The organism is Paenibacillus sp. FSL R10-2748 (genome assembly GCF_038005565.1).
In the GTDB taxonomy this organism is placed as follows: Bacteria; Bacillota; Bacilli; order Paenibacillales; family Paenibacillaceae; genus Paenibacillus; species Paenibacillus polymyxa_B.
The window spans coordinates 1,085,336-1,103,061 of the sequence record NZ_JBBOTK010000001.1; the positions used below are offsets into that span (position 1 = coordinate 1,085,336).

Annotated in this window: 15 protein-coding genes and 1 riboswitch; of the genes, 1 reads left to right on the plus strand and 14 read right to left on the minus strand. The window is 47.4% G+C overall.

The features are described 5' to 3' along the window. Window positions 1-16: 16 nt before the first annotated feature. The 10 genes from NSS66_RS05190 to NSS66_RS05235 all read right to left on the minus strand — a co-directional run bounded on the left by NSS66_RS05190 (window position 17) and on the right by NSS66_RS05235 (window position 10,873). Window positions 17-826, minus strand: a complete 810-nt coding sequence (locus tag NSS66_RS05190; RefSeq protein ID WP_081365946.1) for a WecB/TagA/CpsF family glycosyltransferase — start codon at window positions 824-826, stop codon at window positions 17-19. Then, the gene (locus NSS66_RS05195; protein ID WP_034094991.1) at window positions 804-2,045 is read right to left on the minus strand and encodes a glycosyltransferase family 4 protein; all 1,242 of its coding nucleotides are present in this window, start codon (window positions 2,043-2,045) and stop codon (window positions 804-806) included. Before NSS66_RS05195 ends, NSS66_RS05190 begins: the two co-directional genes overlap by 23 nt. Further along, a complete protein-coding gene (locus NSS66_RS05200; RefSeq protein WP_340958599.1) occupies window positions 2,042-3,274 on the minus strand; it encodes a glycosyltransferase family 4 protein in 1,233 nt (410 codons plus the stop codon). The genes NSS66_RS05195 and NSS66_RS05200 overlap by 4 nt, the downstream gene beginning before the upstream one ends. 741 nt (window positions 3,275-4,015) lie before the next feature. Then, window positions 4,016-5,278 (minus strand): hypothetical protein, encoded by a 1,263-nt coding sequence (locus tag NSS66_RS05205; RefSeq protein ID WP_023987438.1) that lies wholly within the window; start codon window positions 5,276-5,278, stop codon window positions 4,016-4,018. Then, window positions 5,265-6,608 carry a flippase gene (locus NSS66_RS05210; RefSeq protein ID WP_023987437.1) on the minus strand — a complete coding sequence of 448 codons (1,344 nt, stop codon included), beginning with the start codon at window positions 6,606-6,608 and terminating at the stop codon, window positions 5,265-5,267. The genes NSS66_RS05205 and NSS66_RS05210 overlap by 14 nt, the downstream gene beginning before the upstream one ends. A gap of 78 nt (window positions 6,609-6,686) precedes the next feature. Continuing rightward, window positions 6,687-7,676, minus strand: a complete 990-nt coding sequence (gene gmd / locus NSS66_RS05215; RefSeq protein WP_023987436.1) for a GDP-mannose 4,6-dehydratase — start codon at window positions 7,674-7,676, stop codon at window positions 6,687-6,689. A gap of 21 nt (window positions 7,677-7,697) precedes the next feature. Then, window positions 7,698-8,636 (minus strand): GDP-L-fucose synthase, encoded by a 939-nt coding sequence (fcl, locus tag NSS66_RS05220; protein ID WP_023987435.1) that lies wholly within the window; start codon window positions 8,634-8,636, stop codon window positions 7,698-7,700. 36 nt (window positions 8,637-8,672) lie between these two features. Continuing rightward, window positions 8,673-9,371, minus strand: coding sequence for a sugar transferase (locus NSS66_RS05225; RefSeq protein ID WP_340958532.1), 699 nt, complete (start codon window positions 9,369-9,371; stop codon window positions 8,673-8,675). A gap of 85 nt (window positions 9,372-9,456) precedes the next feature. Further along, window positions 9,457-10,143 carry a CpsD/CapB family tyrosine-protein kinase gene (locus tag NSS66_RS05230; protein WP_023987433.1) on the minus strand — a complete coding sequence of 229 codons (687 nt, stop codon included), beginning with the start codon at window positions 10,141-10,143 and terminating at the stop codon, window positions 9,457-9,459. Continuing rightward, window positions 10,124-10,873, minus strand: a complete 750-nt coding sequence (locus tag NSS66_RS05235; protein ID WP_023987432.1) for a YveK family protein — start codon at window positions 10,871-10,873, stop codon at window positions 10,124-10,126. The genes NSS66_RS05230 and NSS66_RS05235 overlap by 20 nt, the downstream gene beginning before the upstream one ends. A 327-nt stretch (window positions 10,874-11,200) precedes the next feature. On the opposite strand from NSS66_RS05235, the gene NSS66_RS05240 reads away from it, so the two are divergent. Further along, complete coding sequence (locus tag NSS66_RS05240; RefSeq protein WP_023987431.1) at window positions 11,201-11,569, plus strand: helix-turn-helix domain-containing protein; 369 nt, start codon at window positions 11,201-11,203, stop codon at window positions 11,567-11,569. Window positions 11,570-11,622: 53 nt separating this feature from the next. On the opposite strand, the gene NSS66_RS05245 is transcribed toward NSS66_RS05240, so the two are convergent. From NSS66_RS05245 to NSS66_RS05260, 4 genes are all read right to left on the minus strand, one after another. Next, a complete protein-coding gene (locus tag NSS66_RS05245; protein ID WP_071559043.1) occupies window positions 11,623-11,805 on the minus strand; it encodes a hypothetical protein in 183 nt (60 codons plus the stop codon). A gap of 311 nt (window positions 11,806-12,116) precedes the next feature. Beyond that, entirely contained in the window at window positions 12,117-14,411 is a 2,295-nt protein-coding gene (locus NSS66_RS05250; RefSeq protein ID WP_340958533.1) for a hypothetical protein, read from the minus strand. Window positions 14,412-14,459: 48 nt separating this feature from the next. Next, on the minus strand, window positions 14,460-16,040 hold the full coding sequence (locus NSS66_RS05255) for a glycosyl hydrolase (protein ID WP_340958534.1): 1,581 nt from the start codon (window positions 16,038-16,040) through the stop codon (window positions 14,460-14,462). Between the two features lie 13 nt (window positions 16,041-16,053). Further along, a riboswitch (cyclic di-GMP riboswitch) is annotated at window positions 16,054-16,134 on the minus strand. Between the two features lie 155 nt (window positions 16,135-16,289). Then, window positions 16,290-17,666 carry a sugar phosphate nucleotidyltransferase gene (locus NSS66_RS05260; RefSeq protein ID WP_013309163.1) on the minus strand — a complete coding sequence of 459 codons (1,377 nt, stop codon included), beginning with the start codon at window positions 17,664-17,666 and terminating at the stop codon, window positions 16,290-16,292. Window positions 17,667-17,726: the final 60 nt, after the last annotated feature.

A 17,726-nucleotide genomic window follows, 5' to 3' on the forward strand; every position in this document is an offset into this window, starting at 1 on the left:
CCTGCTTTTACCGACTTCACTTCTCTATATCTCTTCCTGCAAGCCGATTATGATAAAGCGTAAGCCGTTTGTTTTGCCGATAAGATTTTAGAAAACGGTATACATACATCGGATTGTTATAGGCATACCTCTTCCATAATCGCTTCGGTTCGCAGATCAGACGATACAGCCACTCCAGCCCCAGCTTTTGTATCGCTAGTGGCGGTCTACGAACCTTTCCAGTGATATAGTCAAAGGCCGCCCCTACTCCAATCATCACGCCATGAATGCGGTCTTTGTTTCGATGCATCCATATTTCCTGCTTCGGGCAGCCTAAGCTGACGAATATGATATGCGCGCCGGACGCATTGATTTCATCAATGATCCGCTCCTCCTCATCTGGGTGAAGCTCACGAAATGGTGGTGAAAAGCTGCCCGCGATGCGGATTCCGGGGTAATCCTGTTCTACTCTTTCTTTTAAGCTATCCAGCGTATCCGGCGTACTGCCGTAAAAATATATACTCACCTTCGTCTGTGGCGCACGTTCGCACAACTTGAGCATCAGACTGGGACCATCTACCCGATCCTGACGCTCAAATCCGTACAGCTTAAGCGCCCATACCAACGGCATACCGTCCGGAGTACACAAATCGGCTTGAGTGAGCGCTTTGTGGAACTCGGAATGATTCCCGGCTGTGACAATGGAATGCGTGTTGCAAATACATACATAGCCGTCCTTTCGTTCGACTGCCCATTGTTCCAGCATGTGTACCGTCTCCTGAAACGTAAGTGCTGCAATATCTGCATCCGCAATCCTTCCGACTCTATATTGGGGCAGCTGTTTCATAATCACGCTCCTCCATCGCCTCGCTATATATCGCCATCAGCTGCTTTACATTCACTTCTTCCGTATAGCGTGCAGCATAATTTTCCGACACCTTCTGTCTCATAGCTGCATAGTTTTCATAGGCTACTGCACAGCGAATCACAGTCTTTATATTTTCCAAATCATCATGTTGAAAATGGAAACCCGTCACCCCGTCCTCCACGACTTCCTCCAGTGCGCCGAGCCGGCTGCATAATACCGGGGTTCCAACAGAAAAAGACTCTACAATGGTCATGGGAAATCCTTCATACCAAATGGAAGGCACCATGACATACATAGCCCGGCTCATGCAGTCCAGTACCGTGTCTCCATCCTGCTTACCGAGAAACCGAACATCTTCCCGCGGATAAGCAGCGGCCAATTCAGCCTTTTCCGGACCATCCCCAATGATGACCAGTCTAAATCCCCCCCGATCTTCCAACTGTGACCAGGCTTGCAGCAGATTGCGAACCCCTTTTTCAGCAGAAATCCGCCCCACGAACAACAAATAACGATCATTCGGGTCATACTGGGTTTTCACTGTTTTATGATGGATAAAATTCGGCTTTACCGCGATACGATCCAGCGGAATACCGCTTTCGGCAAATTTGTCCCGTGCAAACTCCGTCAGCGCAATATAGCGACTTACCTTGTGCTGCCATGTGCCGATCAGATCGTTGAACTTAATCATCGCCGCCACCGGAATCGTCTGAAGCTGTGAACCTCGATAGCATCCATGACGGATGGAGTGCAGCAGCGTGCCGTGCAGGCATTTTTCACAAACCTTATTCCCTCGCATAAAGGTTGCCGCCGGACAAATCAGCCTGTAATTATGCAGTGTCTGGACAACCGGAATCCCCAGCCGTTCACAAGCATGATAGACCGAAGGAGATATAACTGGGAAAAAATTATGCACATGCACCACATCCGGCTTCACCTGTAAAAGCAGCTTCTTGATTCTTTTGAATTCCGGCAGGGACCATGCCGCCTCTACTGCCAGCTTTGCCATGTTCGCTAGCCCTCTGCTTTGAATGCTGTCGTTGTGCACATAGTAATGCTCTGTCTCTATTCCTCTGGAACGCAGCATAGCCGATTCTTGCTCGACAACCTTGTCTTCTCCCCCGCTTTGCTGATAAAAGTTATGGATGATCAGCACCTTGCTTACAGGAGGGTTCATCTGTCTGCTGACCTGTTGGCTCACGTGGCTGCCCCTCTTTCCTGCGTTGATTGCATAACGTGGTTAGAATTCCCGGGCTTGATCCCTTGATGGCTTACTATTTCATCCGCAATGCGATCCCACGACATACGCTCGACCGTAAGGAAGGCCTTCTCCGCCATACTTCGTCTCAGCTCAGCATTATCCAGCAAAGCGCCTATCCGACCAGACCATTCCTCTTCTGAAAAGCTTCTCAGCATGACTCCGCTCACTCCGTCCTCAATCAAGGTAGTCGAGCCCCCGTTTACCGAAGAGATAATCGGGACGCGAAACAGCATGCTTTCCAGCAGCACCATACCAAAAATATCGTATTGGGTCGGAAACAGCATCACATCCGCCGCTCCATAAACCTGCCACAGATGACGTTGCTCCACTCTTGAAAAATGTATAATACTGTCCGTTATTCCCAGTTCATGAGCATATGTCCAATATCGGTCTGTGTCCGTCTTCCGTCCATTCCCCACCATTAACAAAAGGCAGCTAGGATGCTTTTGGAGTACCCTTTTGAACGTACTCAGCATAAAACGTATATTTCTCCGTTCCTCCAGTACACCAACATACAGTAGCACCGGACGATCTCCGATTCGACGCAGCTCATTCGCGACCTCACGGTTTTCCTCACGTTCTCCGCTTATGTCTTCACTGTTGTTACTGGTGTCACTGTCGAATGCTCTCTCTACTTTACTGCGATCCAGTCCGACTCCAATCGTAACCACGTTGTCAAAACCTTTATTCTCCAAATAGCACTTGGCCAGATCGGATTTGACATAGGTACGGCGTAGAGATTTTGCTACCTTCGGCAGCAGCATAATATCGTACAGTTTGCGGATCAGCGCGTGCGTGTTATCCCGGTATGGGCCGTGATACAACGCCAGCTTATCAGGGCATTTGCGGGAAAGCAGATAGGTCATGATCTGGTTGTATTCTGTAGTAATGACCAGACCATAAGCATCCAGAAAAGAATCTTTGAGAACATCTCTGTAGATGCTGTTGCTTAAGAACTTAAACCCGTGGAGCCAGATAATACGCAGGGTGCATCCTTCGTGACGGTAGACCTGTTCCAGATGGGTTTCCTTACGATCGTTGTAGTAAACAATATCGCAATCGTAGCCTTTTCGAACGAGTGCTTTGCCCAAACCGACTTCCTGTAAATTGTATGAGTCCCCGTTCACCTTGCTAGCAAAATTGCGGAGATACAATATTTTTTGAATCATCATCAGGGCTCCTGCCATTTCATATTGGGTGAGTTATGGCGGCGGGGTTTAGAGACCGCTGCGCACTCCATTTGATCTTCCGATCGCTGTTGCAGTGGGATTCCTGGATATATAAAACACTCCGAGGTAAGAATCCCACTGCAAAGGCGAACGCTAGCGCTTCTTCAGATTCAAATGGAACGCTCCGCTGCTGACCGCCGGGTCCATAAAGTCACCCCATTTTAAAAAAGGGAATGCTGACATGAAGTGCCCCCGCTGCGCAGATATACGCGAGCGAATGCATGCAGCCGTTGACTACGCTAACTTGTATACCGGTCACATAGCGATAAACGATTGAACAGCATAGAGCTACTACCGCAGGGCTGACCACGAGACCTTAGCTAGGCTTGATTGTTGCTTGCCGTGAGTGTTATCCACCAAACACTGTCACCCTGACAGAGAACCGTGCTGAGTGTGCCCTACGCCGGCATGCATGCCCGGCGTGATGTTCGAGGCGATAGGGCGAAGCTATCGCCAGGCAGTTCTTACCTCCCCCACCTTATGGGCTGGGGGAAATTCTTTTTGGCGGCGGTGGGTAGCGGAGGGTAAGGATTTGAATCTGAAGAAGCGAAGCGGTCGCCTTTGACGAGGGATTCCGCCTTCTTACAGGGCCTATTCAATCCAGGGAATCTCTCGTCAACAGCGATCGGAAGATCAAACCCGTCCCGAAGCGGCCTTCCATCCACAATAGTTGCTCCAGGATCAAACCCGCCCCGAAGCGGCCTCTCCCCTCCAAACCGAATGCTCACGCTGCCTTTCCTCCATCATCTGCATATTAAAATGGTCTGCCCCTTTGAGCTGGGCAGCTGCCATATCCGCCACTAAAGTCACACTCGATTCCATCGGCACAAAGCGGTATTTGTAGGCCGTAAGCCGATGATCGGTTTCGTGAAATAAAATATCCTGAGCGTAATTCCCCCATCGGTCCTTGGGCATCAAATCAATGGTCATGCCAGCATGCGCAGAGGGCAGCAGCATATTAGAGCCGTGGATGCCGATCACTAATCGGCTGGCTGCGTATACCTCGCAGACCCGCAGCTCACTTTCCCGGTCAAAGCGTGTGACACGCTCATCAGAAATCCATGCCGGGAAGCTCCCGGTACGCCCAAGTCCAGCGACTGTAAAACGATGATCTGGGAAGCTTTCTCTCAGCCTGCGGAACAGTCGTATGATTTTACTGCGCTGATGATAAATTAGCGGTTTTAGCCCACGCTTGAGCTGCGGAAATTTCTGTACCGCTCTTGCGATATGATAGCTGCCGCTCCACAAGCGATCTTCCCTCCATACGAAGGTAATGCGCGGCTCCGACTCACGCCTCTCGTCATAGCGGGAGACACCTGTAAACTGCTCAATATCAAACTGATTGGGATGTGAATATGCCGGGCTGACATACACCTCATCAAAACGCATCAGTTCCTCAATCATCCGATGATGTAGCACAGGATAAAAGTTTCGTGCCCTGCTGAACGGCACATCAACCGTCCAAATTTCAGACACATATGCTGGCACCATCCATTCCAGCGACTTTTGCACAATGACGATGATGCCCAGGTCCGGCGATTGCTCGTATTCGCGTTGCACATTGAGCAGCTTGAGCAAAGCATGGCCATACAAATAATCCATTGTGTTGATGATAATCACACGTGTAGAAGCTTTCATTTTATGCACAGTCATGCCGACTGCTAAGTCATAGGAAGGATTCATCAACGATTGCCGCAAAGGCTCTCCGAGCCATTTTCTCGACTTCGCATCACCTGTCAGAATATAGTCAGGCATTTCTACACGATAAGGTGAATACGTGGCATGACCGACCCTCATGTCCTCGAGATATTCGCGTCCGCACCCCTCACACGCAGTGCTGACACATACATGGATTCCCTGCCACAGCACCTCTCCACCACGTACCTTACTTCCACAATGCGGGCACTGTTCCTCATGCCGAACAAACGGTTTAATGGGTATCATGATTGTTCTCTCCAACTTTCGGTACTGTAATATGAACACGCCAGAAGGTCAGGATGGACTTCATCATCCAACCCAAATTAGATTTAACTTCCTTAAATAGCAAATCTAATAGAAATACAGATATCGTAAAGGACAAGATCGTCGCCACTAACGACCCTCGGACACCAAGCAACGGGATTAGCGCGTAATTGAAAGCGATATTCGTAACCGCACCCACCACCGAGGTCAGCAGCGTGTATCTGAACAAATTTTCATTGGTAATAAACAAGCTTTTAGCAACACTGAAGTTAGTGAAAAACAGACGAATCGCAAACAGAGACAACAGCGAACCTGCTTCGGTAAATTCTTTCCCATACAGCACAACCACTACCCATTGGGATAGAAAAAATAAAGGTACCGAGGTCACAAGAAAGCATATAAACATCAGACGATACACCGTAGACAATGTCTGTCTGTATTCGTCGCTTCCTTTCTGCTTGGAGCGGGTTACTACTGGAGCATAGGCCGTTGTCAGAACAACCGGAATGAAGCCCAGCACTTCGATGAGTCGGAGTGCAACGGAGTATTGCCCAACCGCAGCGTTCCCCAGCAGTTCACCGATAATGACTTGATCGATCCGTGCCTGTACATATACAGCGGAAGATGACAGTATAAGCGGCCAACTGTGATTCATAATTCGCCGAGCTGTGGCTAAGCGGAACGTCCATCGCTTCACACGTCGTCCTTCCTTACGGAAGAAATACAGCAGCAGCAGGCTCCCCAATAGAAACTCTCCATGAGCACACAACGCCACCACCCATATCGGAACACCGGACAACAACAGAATGATTTTGATGGTGGAGCCGAGAACAAAGGCGGTATTCTTGGCAACGACCGTGTATTTGGACAGCATCTGCGCACGAAACCAGTAGTCGATGATATCAAACAATTGAAATACCGAGGCCGTAGCCAAGATCAGATTGATCAACCGCACCGAACTGTCTTCCGGTCTGAGCAGTGAAATGAAAGAATAGGACAGTACAATGGCTATCAGAGTACCTACCAATTTCAGCAGAACCGCCGTACCCAATAGCTCATGCTCATCCTTGGGGTCTTTGACAAGATCGCGTACTAATATAGAATCAAAGCCAAGGGTCGTGAAAATCAGAAACATCCCGAAAAAGGATTCCGCATAATTCCACTTTCCCAGTTCCTCTGGTCCCAACACTCTCGCCATGATGATGCTGACTGCCAGGCCGAACACCATGCGAATCATTTTATCACCGAACAGCCATGATGTATTCACCAGCAAACTTCTGCGCGGTTTGGCGCGTTTTTCGACTAATGTCATAGGTTTTACTCCATCTTGAAAAATGACCTTGCGTACAGCGAAGAGACCCCCCGCCCAGGCGGATGGCCTCTCCATCTCTTACACGACGACAGAAGCTTCAACTGCAGCCTGCCTTTTTACCCGCTCCAAGTCTGTATCCACCATCATATGAATGAGCTGCTCGAAGCCTACTTCCAATCGCCAGCCCAGCTTTTCTTTCGCCTTGGCACAATCGCCGAGCAATAGATCTACCTCTGCCGGACGGACAAACTGAGGATCGATCACGACGTAATCCTCGTAATTTAGGCCTACATGGGAAAAGGCAATTTGCAGCAGTTCACGCACAGAATGCATTTCTCCCGTGGAAATGACGTAATCATCCGGTTGATCCTGCTGAAGCATCAGCCACATCGCCTTTACATAATCCCCTGCAAAACCCCAGTCTCGCAGTGAATCCAAATTTCCCATGCGCAGCTCCTGCTGCAACCCCAGCTTGATACGAGCTACCGCATCCGACACCTTACGCGTTACAAATTCCAGTCCTCGGCGTGGGGATTCGTGATTGAACAGAATGCCAGAGCAAGCAAACATATTAAAGCTTTCGCGATAGTTCACTGTAATCCAATGGCCGTACACTTTGGCGACACCGTAGGGACTACGTGGGTAAAACGGAGTCGTTTCTGTCTGCGGTGTCTCCAGCACCTTACCGAACATCTCGCTGCTTGACGCCTGATAAAAGCGCGCTTCCGGTTTGGCAATTCGAACCGCCTCCAGCATATTGGTGACAGACAGCGCTGTAATCTGACCTGTAGCCAACGGCTGCGGCCATGAGGCCGCTACGAAGGATTGAGCAGCCAAGTTGTAGACCTCATCCGGGTCGGACTGACGGACGGCTTCGATCAATGAAGCCAGATCGGTCATATCACCGGAAAGCCAGTGGATGTCATTCTGGATATGCGCTACATTTTCAAAGTTCGGTGTGCTGGTTCGTCTGCGCACCCCGTACACCTCATAATCCTTGGACAGCAGCAACTCAGCCAGATAGGACCCGTCTTGTCCGGTAATCCCTGTGATCAGCGCTTTTTTCATTCCCATTCCCCCACCGTTTTTTTATTGTTCAACCAGATCCAGACCTTGAAATGCCTGATACACAGACTTTAATCCCTCTTCTAGTGAAATACGCGCCGACCAACCCAGCTCGGAAATTCGGGATACATCTACCAACTTACGCGGCGTTCCATCAGGAGCGGAGGTGTTAAAGGTAATTTCTCCCTCATAGTCGACTACATTCTTCACTCGTTCAGCCAGCTCACGAATAGAGATATCCTCACCTACGCCGATATTTACAATTTCATTTCCCTCATAATTGTTCATCAGGAACAGACAGGCTTCAGCCAAATCATCAGAATGAAGAAATTCTCGCCGCGGCGTACCTGAGCCCCATACTTCGACAGTCGGAGATTGATTCAGCTTGGCTTCATGAAACTTGCGGATGAGCGCAGGCAGCACATGAGAGGTCTGGAGATCAAAGTTGTCGCCCGGACCGTATAAATTCGTCGGCATCACAGAAATAAACCGGGTTCCATACTGACGGTTGTAAGACTGACACATTTTAATCCCGGCAATTTTAGCAATTGCATAGGCCTCATTAGTAGGCTCCAGTTCACCTGTAAGCAGATATTCTTCCCGCAACGGCTGCGGAGCAAATTTAGGATAGATACAAGTAGAGCCGAGGAATAACAGCTTGCCTACATTCGCCCGGTATGCCGCATCAATCACATTCGTTTGTATAAGCAGATTGTCACGGATAAAATCAGCCGGATATTCGTTATTCGCCAAAATCCCACCAACCTTGGCCGCTGCCAGAAATACATAATCCACAGGCTCTGTTTCAAAAAAATGATCTACTGCCTCTTTATTGCGTAGATCCAGCTCACGGCTTGTGCGAGTAATAATATGACGGTAACCCGCATCCTGAAGCGCTCGGACAATAGCGGAACCCACCAGTCCGTTATGCCCTGCTACATATATGTTGGAATGAAGATCCATACTTATCCCCTACCTTCTTCGTGAAAATGAAAGACTTTAATACGCATCCTTGGAGCCTAGCAGCACACGAAATGTTTTCAGCATAATGATCATATCTGTGCGGAAACTGCGTCTGGATATGTACTCCAAATCCAGTTCTACCATCTGGTTAAAGCTTAGATGATTACGACCGCTGATCTGCCATAGACCAGTGCAGCCCGGTGTAACCGTCAGACGCAGCTTATCCCTCACTGTGTAATCATGGACTTCTCTTGGCAATGGGGGTCTGGGTCCTACCAGACTCATCTGCCCACGTAGTACATTGAACAGTTGTGGCAGCTCGTCGATGCTCGTTCTGCGAAGAAAGCGACCCACACGGGTAATTCGGGGATCGTCCCGCATTTTGAACATCGCACCCTCAATTTCATTTTCCACCAGCAGTGCAGACAATCTGGCTTCGGCATCAGACACCATAGAACGAAATTTGATCATGCGAAACGGCCGCTCGTTTTTTCCAATACGTACTTGATAAAATATTGCACTTCCTTTTGGGTCCTCCAGCTTAATCAGCAAAATGACAAGCAGAAATACCGGGCATAGCACGATGATTCCAATGAAAGACAATATAATATCCATGCTTCGCTTCACGAACGGGTATACGTTCCATCCTTGCCGCCGTTCAAGCCCATGAACAACCGAATAAACATCCACTGACGCGCCCAGCACTTCGGCCTCGTTCGAGCGGGAAGAAGACACGTCTCATCACCTCGCTCCTTATTGATAAGTATTATTTATACATTGTTAAAAGAATTTTATATACTATCATTTTCCTCCTTTTTATTCATGTCAGATTGCGTTCCTCCATCCCCCGCTCGGCGCGGGTATTCGAACGCTTCACATTATTAAGTACTACACCCAGAATGCGCGCCTTTACTCTTTCCAAATTCGCTTTTGCTTTCTTGACGATATCCTTTTTGACTTTCCCTGCCTGCACCACCAGAATGACTCCGTCACACATAGCGCTTATAATTAAGCCATCCGGAAAGGACAGCAACGGCGGCGTATCCATTAAGATCACGTCATAATGTTCTTTTAGGTCAACCAGCAGAGCATTCATTCTGCGGGAACTGAGCATCTCGGACGGATTGGGCGGGTTCGGTCCGGCTGTAATTGCATGCAGATGGTCAATCCCGGTTTCCTGAACCACATCCTGCCATGCCTGTTGATTGGCAAGCACCCGTGTCAGCCCCGTGTGATTACGCAAACCAAACATATGGTGCAAAGAGGAACGACGCAGATCCATATCCATAATCAGCACCTTTTTCCCCTCTTGCGCATAGGTTACAGCCAAATTGCTAATCGTGACCGTTCTACCTTCACCCGCCTGAGCGGACGCCACCATCATAACCTCAATCGGCTCGTCTATAGAAGAAAACTGGATGTTAGTACGAAGCATGCGGTACTCCTCCGAAACGGAAGACTGAGCATGTAGGGATGTAACGAGCTGATTATTGATTAATCGCGGCATATTGCCCTTCACCTACCTGTTTAGGAGTTGTAGTGGAGCTGTCGGAGCGTTTATCTTCTTTTTTCATTTTCGTAATCAGGGATAGGGTAGGCAGACCGAGTTCTTTTTCAATATCCTCTTCATTCTTAAATGTATCATCCAGTACCTCCAGCAAAAACGCCAAGCCTATTCCCAACAATAAAGAGGTGGCAAAAGCAATAAATATCTGTATAGCGGGATTACTGTTCACGGGAACTGCTGGATCATTCAGACTGGCTTCGCTTAGGATGGTGACATTGTCCATTTTCATGATAGAGGGGATTTGCCGTTTGAATACTTTGGCTACCGCATTGACGGTTTTCACAGCCTTCGTATACGATAAATCGCGGATTGTTACATCCATGACCTGTGAATCACCTGCGGTGTTCACTCTTAATTTTGACGCCAAAGCTGACGGAGTGACCTTAAGGTCGGGGAAGCTGGCGACCACCTGATCCATAATCGCCGAGGAGATCATAATTTGCTTATAGGAGTTCGTTAAGGCTATATTCGTTTGAACTACACTGTAATCAACGACACCTGCACGATCCGGTCGTGGCGTCTGGTTGATAATGAGCTTTGCGGTAGCTTCGTAAATCTGCGGGGTAAAATATACATTTTTTATGCCCACTACAGTACATACCAGCAATACGATGCTACCAATCAACCACATTCTTTTACGGATCAAACGGATGTACTCTTTCAACTGCACAAGACCAGTCCTCCCTGATTGACTTGTTTTCGATGCAATAACGCTTGTACTGATCCTCTGCATAACGGGGAAAAGAACGATGCATGACCCTCTAATCTATAGTAAAATGTTGTATAATAGCGCATAGAAGGTCCAGCCAGCGAATAAGCACAAAATGCTCAATCATCGGTGGCCTCTTAGGGTATATAAACGAAGACATAAGTGAAAACTATGAAATAAAGATACGTTATGTAACTTACATAACTAATTTATGATACAAAACGTATCTTGTCAAGCGTAAAATTGCTTTTTTACCTTTCTTAACCTTGCCTTCAGGAGGAAAAACAGATGAATTATGGCACCCGCATCGCTGAATTACGAGAACATAAGGGATTAAAACAAGAGGAACTAGCGCAATCCCTCGGAATTACGCGGGCAGCTCTTTCTCACTATGAAAAAAATAGGCGCAAGCCAGATTTTGAGATCCTGACCAAGCTCGCTGATATTTTTGGGGTAACGATTGACTACTTGGTGGGACGTACGAGCCATCCGGCGGCAATATTGGATTCAGATGTGAGGGAATTTGTGGACCAGCTTGAACTGTCCGACGAGGATATTCTGCGACGTTTCAACCTGACCATTGACGGACGCACCTTGTCTGAGGAAGAAGCCAAACGTTTTATTGCATTTGTCCGAATGGAACGAATGATGGAATAAAGAACGCGGCCGACTGCCTTACGTCTCAATCAAGTAAGACCAGCCGTTGGAATTTACACGCGCTTGTCCTTCCGGTATGTGGTTTCATCAGCGTCGCTTTCTAGCCATTCTGGTATCGTGATACCACATTGGAGCAAGATGTCCCGGATGTCCAAGTGGATGGCAGCTTTGTCTGCTTTCTGTACGTTGTTTCGAAAAAGAGGGTTGTTCACCCCTAATTCTGTCTCCTTGTTCATTCAGCACTAACCTCGCTTTATTATTCTTGGTCACCGGAAAGAGATTTCCCACAAACCATGTATGTATAGTCATGAACAAAACTATTATATATGAATACATACCTGCAATGTTGTCGTCTTATGACGAGAATATAAAAGGATTTTCTTATTTTTTTCTTCATTATACGTAAAGTATTGGCAAATCAGAACGATTTTCCAACAAAAAAGAACCTGTCAGGTCCTATTTTCTCCTGATAGGTTCTTTTTTGTTTTATTTCGAAATGATGTTAGGTATTCGTTATCTAAGGTCCTATATACATTCCGATCTGATATTAAGCGACCTCGGCTGCCTGGGAAACCTGAGTGCCTCCAGTCGCCCGAACTTTGTAGACATAGTGACCTCCGGCTTTTACCGTCCGATCTGTATACGTGCTTCCCGCTACTTGCGAGGCAATCACCTGATAGGCCCCGTCGGTCCCGTCAGCACGCAGCACATCATAGGAAGATACGCCTTCTGCCTGAAGCCAGTTAATCTTTACTGCCCCATCCTGAACAGAGGCAGCCTTCACCCCTGTTGGAGCTGAAGCTGCGGTTTGATCTGTACTTTTTAATTCCAAAATATATTGTACCGCTTCACCAGGACCCAGCTTTTCTTCAAAATCAAGGGCAGGAGAAGCCTTGAGTCCTGATATGGAACGTTGTGCCTGACTGTAAGTAGAACCCGCTCCAAAACGTTCACCCGTGTACAAACCGGCCTTCGGCATCGTTACCCGTACACGAACTGTCTGCGGGGTAGCTTCGAAATTCACTAGATTCACCAGCAATTTGTCTGAAGTAGCGCCGCTACCTGCCAGCGGTTTAAGCTTGGACGTATCCACCGCACGAACATACACCATCTTATCCTTGGTTTCCTCTGGATTCAGCACTGTATAAGTCAGAGGTTTTCCATGGGTGGCATAGGCTAAGCTCAAGCGTCTCATGATCTTAACGCGGGTGTCCTGTCCTTGCCCGAACGGATAAATTTCTGTGTTGGCCGGGTTATGACTTTGCAGATCGAAGCCTGTTTTAAACAGCGTATAATCTTTATAAAAAGCAGCGTGCTGGATAAACATATCGGCAAACCCAATTTGCGAACGCATAATCCGGTCGAATGCAGCTGCTTGTGGCTGACTAGCCCCGTAATCTGGATTGTCTCGATGCGTATCATTGGTACCGAACTCTGTGTTCAGCATCTTTTTCGCCAGTCCATTGCTCGAACCGCCGAAGGTTTTCAAATTTTGGACGAAGCTGCCCCCGCCCTCTTCATTATACGATTCACCATAGGCGTGTCCATTGGTCAGGTCGGTGACTTCCTCCAGCTGTTTACGTTGCGCCGGGTCCCGTTCCCATCCATCTGGGTCACCGCATTTTTGCGTACCACTGGTTTGATTTTTGCATGCCTTGGTAGAGTACGTTGGCCAGTAGGCCCAGCCCGGTGCTACGGTTTTGAGATGCGGTGCCAATTGCTTGCCTTCTGTATTCAACCACTTGGCCACAGCCAGGTTTACCGCCTTGGAGCGATTAAATAATCCAGGTTCGTTATCTACTTCATAATATTGAAGATAAGAACCGTATTTTTTTACATAATCGCGCAACTTTTGCTTGGCCGTCTCTGGTAGAGAACCATCTTTTTGCAGCTTAATATCACCTGTATATAAATACAAAGCAGACGATTGCATATTATACTGCTTTAACGTTTGATAGTAATCATCCACGTCTGTACAGGCCTTGCCCACATTACTGGCACAGGTGACCCTCATGACGTTGCCACTATAAGCAATGCCCAGCCACTTGAGAACGTATGGTAAATGCTTAACTGCACCCTGATCATAATAAAATTCTTTATTGTTCACATTTGTTCCGGTCAGTATATATTTACCGTGTACCGGTTCGGTCGCAGGTGAAGCTAACGTCTCCAAGCTCAAGTCATCCCAAGTCCACCACACATTTTTATCTTCTGCAGAGGAGCAGTATAGGCAGCGCGCTGTCTTTAGCTTGAGTACGTTAACACCGCTTTGCAATTGCTCTTTGGGTATATACAGCTCGTAGTTGTTTTTGAAATTATAAGCACTCCCAGTACCGGAAACCCCGGCAATCTGAATAATACCGGACAGCTGATGATTTGAAAATACAGCCATTTGCGGGACTGCTTTGCCCGCATCCAAAATCCGAACACGGAATATCATACCATTGGGAGGAATCTGATTCAGCTTATACTGGAGTGTCAGTTCAGGGTTCGTGGACGCATTCAAACCGGGAGGAATATCTCCACTGCTGAGCAATACCGGAACTGTTGTACTCTCTGCTTCCGACAATGCTGACAATGATCCTTTAGCAGACGATTCGGTAGAGGCAGCTGCTGTAGAAATATCGATATTATCCCTACCGACCACACCTTTGAATTCCGCTGAAGAGTCATCCCTCTGACCCAGCTTCCATACTGGACTGGCAGCCGCTATTTTATCCGTCTGCAATTCTGCGCTTCTTGAAGGCGTGTATATAAACCAAGCGATCATCGCTATAGCTACGACCGCTAGTAGTCCAGATAAAACTACTGAATACCTATGGGATAACCATTTTTTTATCATATGATCCACCCTCTCTCCTCAAATTTTTTGACCGGGAAAGAGTATCAATCAAGGAAGAAACAAAGCGTTTCCGGGAATCACCGCTTTCGCTTCATGCTGACTTTCCCACATTAGACGTGCCATCGCGTCGCCTTTTTCATCATAGTATTCCACTTTTAAATCTACCATTTTGCCTGCTTCCAAAGTAATACTGCCTTTACGCTCTGTCCAGCTTTGTTTGAACCAGCTGTCAATAACCAACTTGCCATCTACCCATACACGGATACCGTCATCAGATATCGTTGTGAACGTATAGGTCTCGCTATATTGCGGTTTGATTTTACCCGTCCAGCGAACCGAGAACTGATCGGCATTCACCTTTGGATCAGCTGCATTGGCACGCCAGTTGTAGTCCAGCTTGCTATCTGTACGGATCAAAGCAGGACTTCCGCTCAAATTCATATTGTTAAAATATTCGCCCTGCAGCCCGTTCACATATACCACATCAGGAACGGAAGGAGGAGCCGGAGTCGGAGCCGGGATAGGCTCACTTTGCCCCTCGTCCGGTAAGGTCGGTACGTCTGTCCCAGGTTGTTCGATTGCTGCCAGCCCATTTTTCACATCATCCCGCGTCAAACTCTTCGAATCATTCATATAATCCTGAATTTGATTTGTTGTGTTATTCTCAGTCAGCATCTTGCCCCAAGTCATGGAATATACCCATTTAGGTTGAGCCTGCAATACCTCAGAACTAGGCATCTCACCGTGCTCCCCAATGGCAATCGGCTTATTCCGTGCCAGCCCGAGCAGACCTTCGTAATGACTTTGCTTAAAATCATTGTTGTAAATGTCTACTGCCAAAATGTCCACTTTGTCATCCCCCGGGTATTTTGGGGTATACGGGACAGTATACGAATTGGGCGCATTCGGACTCCATACCCACAGCAGATTGTTCAATTGATGTGTGTTTGTAAAACGGTCATACATGATATTCCATAGCTGATTGAAATTAGTTTTGTTTCCCCACCAGAACCAGTCACCATTCATTTCGTGGTAAGGTCTCCACAAAACCGGAACCCCTGCATCACGAAGCTGCTTTAACGATACAGCGACCTTATCCAGATCGGCAATGAGGAGGTTATACTGCGCAGTACCTGGAGTCACGTATTTGTTGAACTCTGCCTGACTTACTTTCGCCTGTACATTGGCCCAAGTCAGTGGCCTACCTGGTAGCGCTTCATGAAAAGTCATCGTCACAATTCCACCGGATCTGTCCCAACGGATAGCACTATCGACGACATTTTTACGTTGTGCTGCTTCCGTAGCGTCAGATTGACCAGAGGTAGCTCCCATCTCATAGCCGTGTACACCAACATATGCCTGACTGATTTTTTGGACCTTGTTACTTAATTCATCTGGACTTTCCAAATAATCATGCTGACCGGTGACTATTTTTTTCCCTGAGATGTTGAGTAAATAATTGTATAGTTCACGGGCCTGAGTAGAAGCGTCCGAATTAACAGGTTGTAATGAAGCGGCATTCGCCACCGACAGAGAATCTCCAAAACCGACGGGCAACAATGAAAAAAGCATAACAACGGGGAGTACATGACGTATCAGTCGATACAGAGGAATAAAATTGAATCTCACTTTCGCTCTTCCTTTCGGTAGCCAGGCTGCCATCCTTGTGGAAGGCCCTTTAGCTTTGCGTACCTGCCTTTCGACAGGGCTGCGTTTATCGTTGGAAGGAGTTTGGATTCCTTCTTACCCTAAGTATCGACTTTTTTTTACCAAAATTTAATAGGTCATGTTCATGAATTTACAGGTTTTCGCCCAATTTCGACAGTTTAGGCTATGAATTTTCATGAATTCGTCTTTTTTTCGTTTTTACGAAAATAATTAGGAGATAAATTGGTGACGGGAAATTTCATTCCAATCCATACAAAAGCGGACAATATCCTCTTCAACCAACTCAGAGCCAGTCTGCACCTCAATAAAATCCACATCGGTCACTGCCAAAATGCTATGCTTCGTCCCTTCAGGGATACGTACTACGTCACCAGCCTTCACTTTGTGCAGCTTCTCATTCAAAATAATTTCCGCTTCACCGCTAATAATGGTCCAGATTTCACTTCGTTTGAAATGAAGCTGGTAGCTGATATTTTTGCCTTTCCGTACGCGGATTCGTTTGGTCAATACCTCGTTACCCTCGTCATACTTGACATAATCCACAACCCGATACTGTCCCCAACGACGTTCTTCATACATTGGACGCTGATCATGAGCCTTGAGCACTTCCTTAATGCGAGGACTTTCTGCCTTATTGGTCACAAGAATGCCATCCGGGCTAGCGGCTACGATCAGATCATTCGTTCCAATGATCGCCACAGGAATGTCTAACTCGTTAATAAGGCTCGTATTGACGCAATCCTCCGTTACTACACCTCTGCCCACTTGTTGATTAGACATTTCTTCTGTGAGCGTATTCCAGGTACCCAAATCCTTCCAAAAACCATCATACGGAAGAACTACGATGTCCTTTTCCTTCTCGACTACTTCATAGTCAAAGCTGATTTTTTCCAGAGATGCGTATTGCTTTTGCATTTCTTCATAATTAAGCGGCAACCCCTTGGATGCCAAGATATCCAGCAAATAACTTAATTTGAATGCAAAAACCCCGCAGTTCCATAGAGCATTGCGTTCAATCAGACGCTCCGCCTGCTCCCGGTCGGGTTTCTCTTGAAAATGGCTCACTTCACGGTAGCCTGTGCTACCTTGAGTGGCATCGTTTTTCGGAATAATGTAACCATATTTCTCTGAAGGATAGGAAGGGACAACCCCGATTAAAGCAAGCTTGCCTTCACTCTCCTGAAGCGTATGTTCCAGCTGGGCTACGGAAGCGAAGAAAGCATCCTCAACATAAGGATCTACAGGCAATATTGCTATAATTTCATCAGGTGAAACACCTGCAATGGAATATAGATAAGTCGCTGTCAGCGCAATCGCAGGAAAGGTGTCTCTGCGTTCCGGCTCAACAATAATGCGCGTATTCGGCCCGACCTGACTCTGGATCATTTCGACCTGTGCTCTCCCTGTCGCAATAAACGAAGATTCTGATAATCCGTTGTCTCCCAATTGTCTCCATACCCGCTGTACCATGGATTCCGAAATCCCCTCCGGGCTCTCCAGTACCTTCAAAAATTGTTTGGAACGGGAATCGTTGGACAAAGGCCATAATCTTTTACCGGAACCACCAGACAAAAGTACGAGCTTCATAACTCTCCACTTCCTCTCTATAATGTATGGGTGATCGGATGGGGCAGGGTTGAGTAGTCC

Bases quoted from the DNA above. Each gene is read 5' to 3' on its own strand.
- NSS66_RS05250 (WP_340958533.1), bottom strand. From the start codon at position 14,411: ATGATAAAAAAATGGTTATCCCATAGGTATTCAGTAGTTTTATCTGGA.
- NSS66_RS05205 (WP_023987438.1), bottom strand. From the start codon at position 5,278: ATGATACCCATTAAACCGTTTGTTCGGCATGAGGAACAGTGCCCGCAT.
- NSS66_RS05245 (WP_071559043.1), bottom strand. From the start codon at position 11,805: ATGAACAAGGAGACAGAATTAGGGGTGAACAACCCTCTTTTTCGAAAC.
- NSS66_RS05190 (WP_081365946.1), bottom strand. From the start codon at position 826: ATGAAACAGCTGCCCCAATATAGAGTCGGAAGGATTGCGGATGCAGAT.
- NSS66_RS05210 (WP_023987437.1), bottom strand. From the start codon at position 6,608: ATGACATTAGTCGAAAAACGCGCCAAACCGCGCAGAAGTTTGCTGGTG.
- NSS66_RS05240 (WP_023987431.1), top strand. From the start codon at position 11,201: ATGAATTATGGCACCCGCATCGCTGAATTACGAGAACATAAGGGATTA.
- gmd (WP_023987436.1), bottom strand. From the start codon at position 7,676: ATGAAAAAAGCGCTGATCACAGGGATTACCGGACAAGACGGGTCCTAT.
- NSS66_RS05260 (WP_013309163.1), bottom strand. From the start codon at position 17,666: ATGAAGCTCGTACTTTTGTCTGGTGGTTCCGGTAAAAGATTATGGCCT.
- fcl (WP_023987435.1), bottom strand. From the start codon at position 8,636: ATGGATCTTCATTCCAACATATATGTAGCAGGGCATAACGGACTGGTG.
- NSS66_RS05230 (WP_023987433.1), bottom strand. From the start codon at position 10,143: ATGCCGCGATTAATCAATAATCAGCTCGTTACATCCCTACATGCTCAG.
- NSS66_RS05200 (WP_340958599.1), bottom strand. From the start codon at position 3,274: ATGATTCAAAAAATATTGTATCTCCGCAATTTTGCTAGCAAGGTGAAC.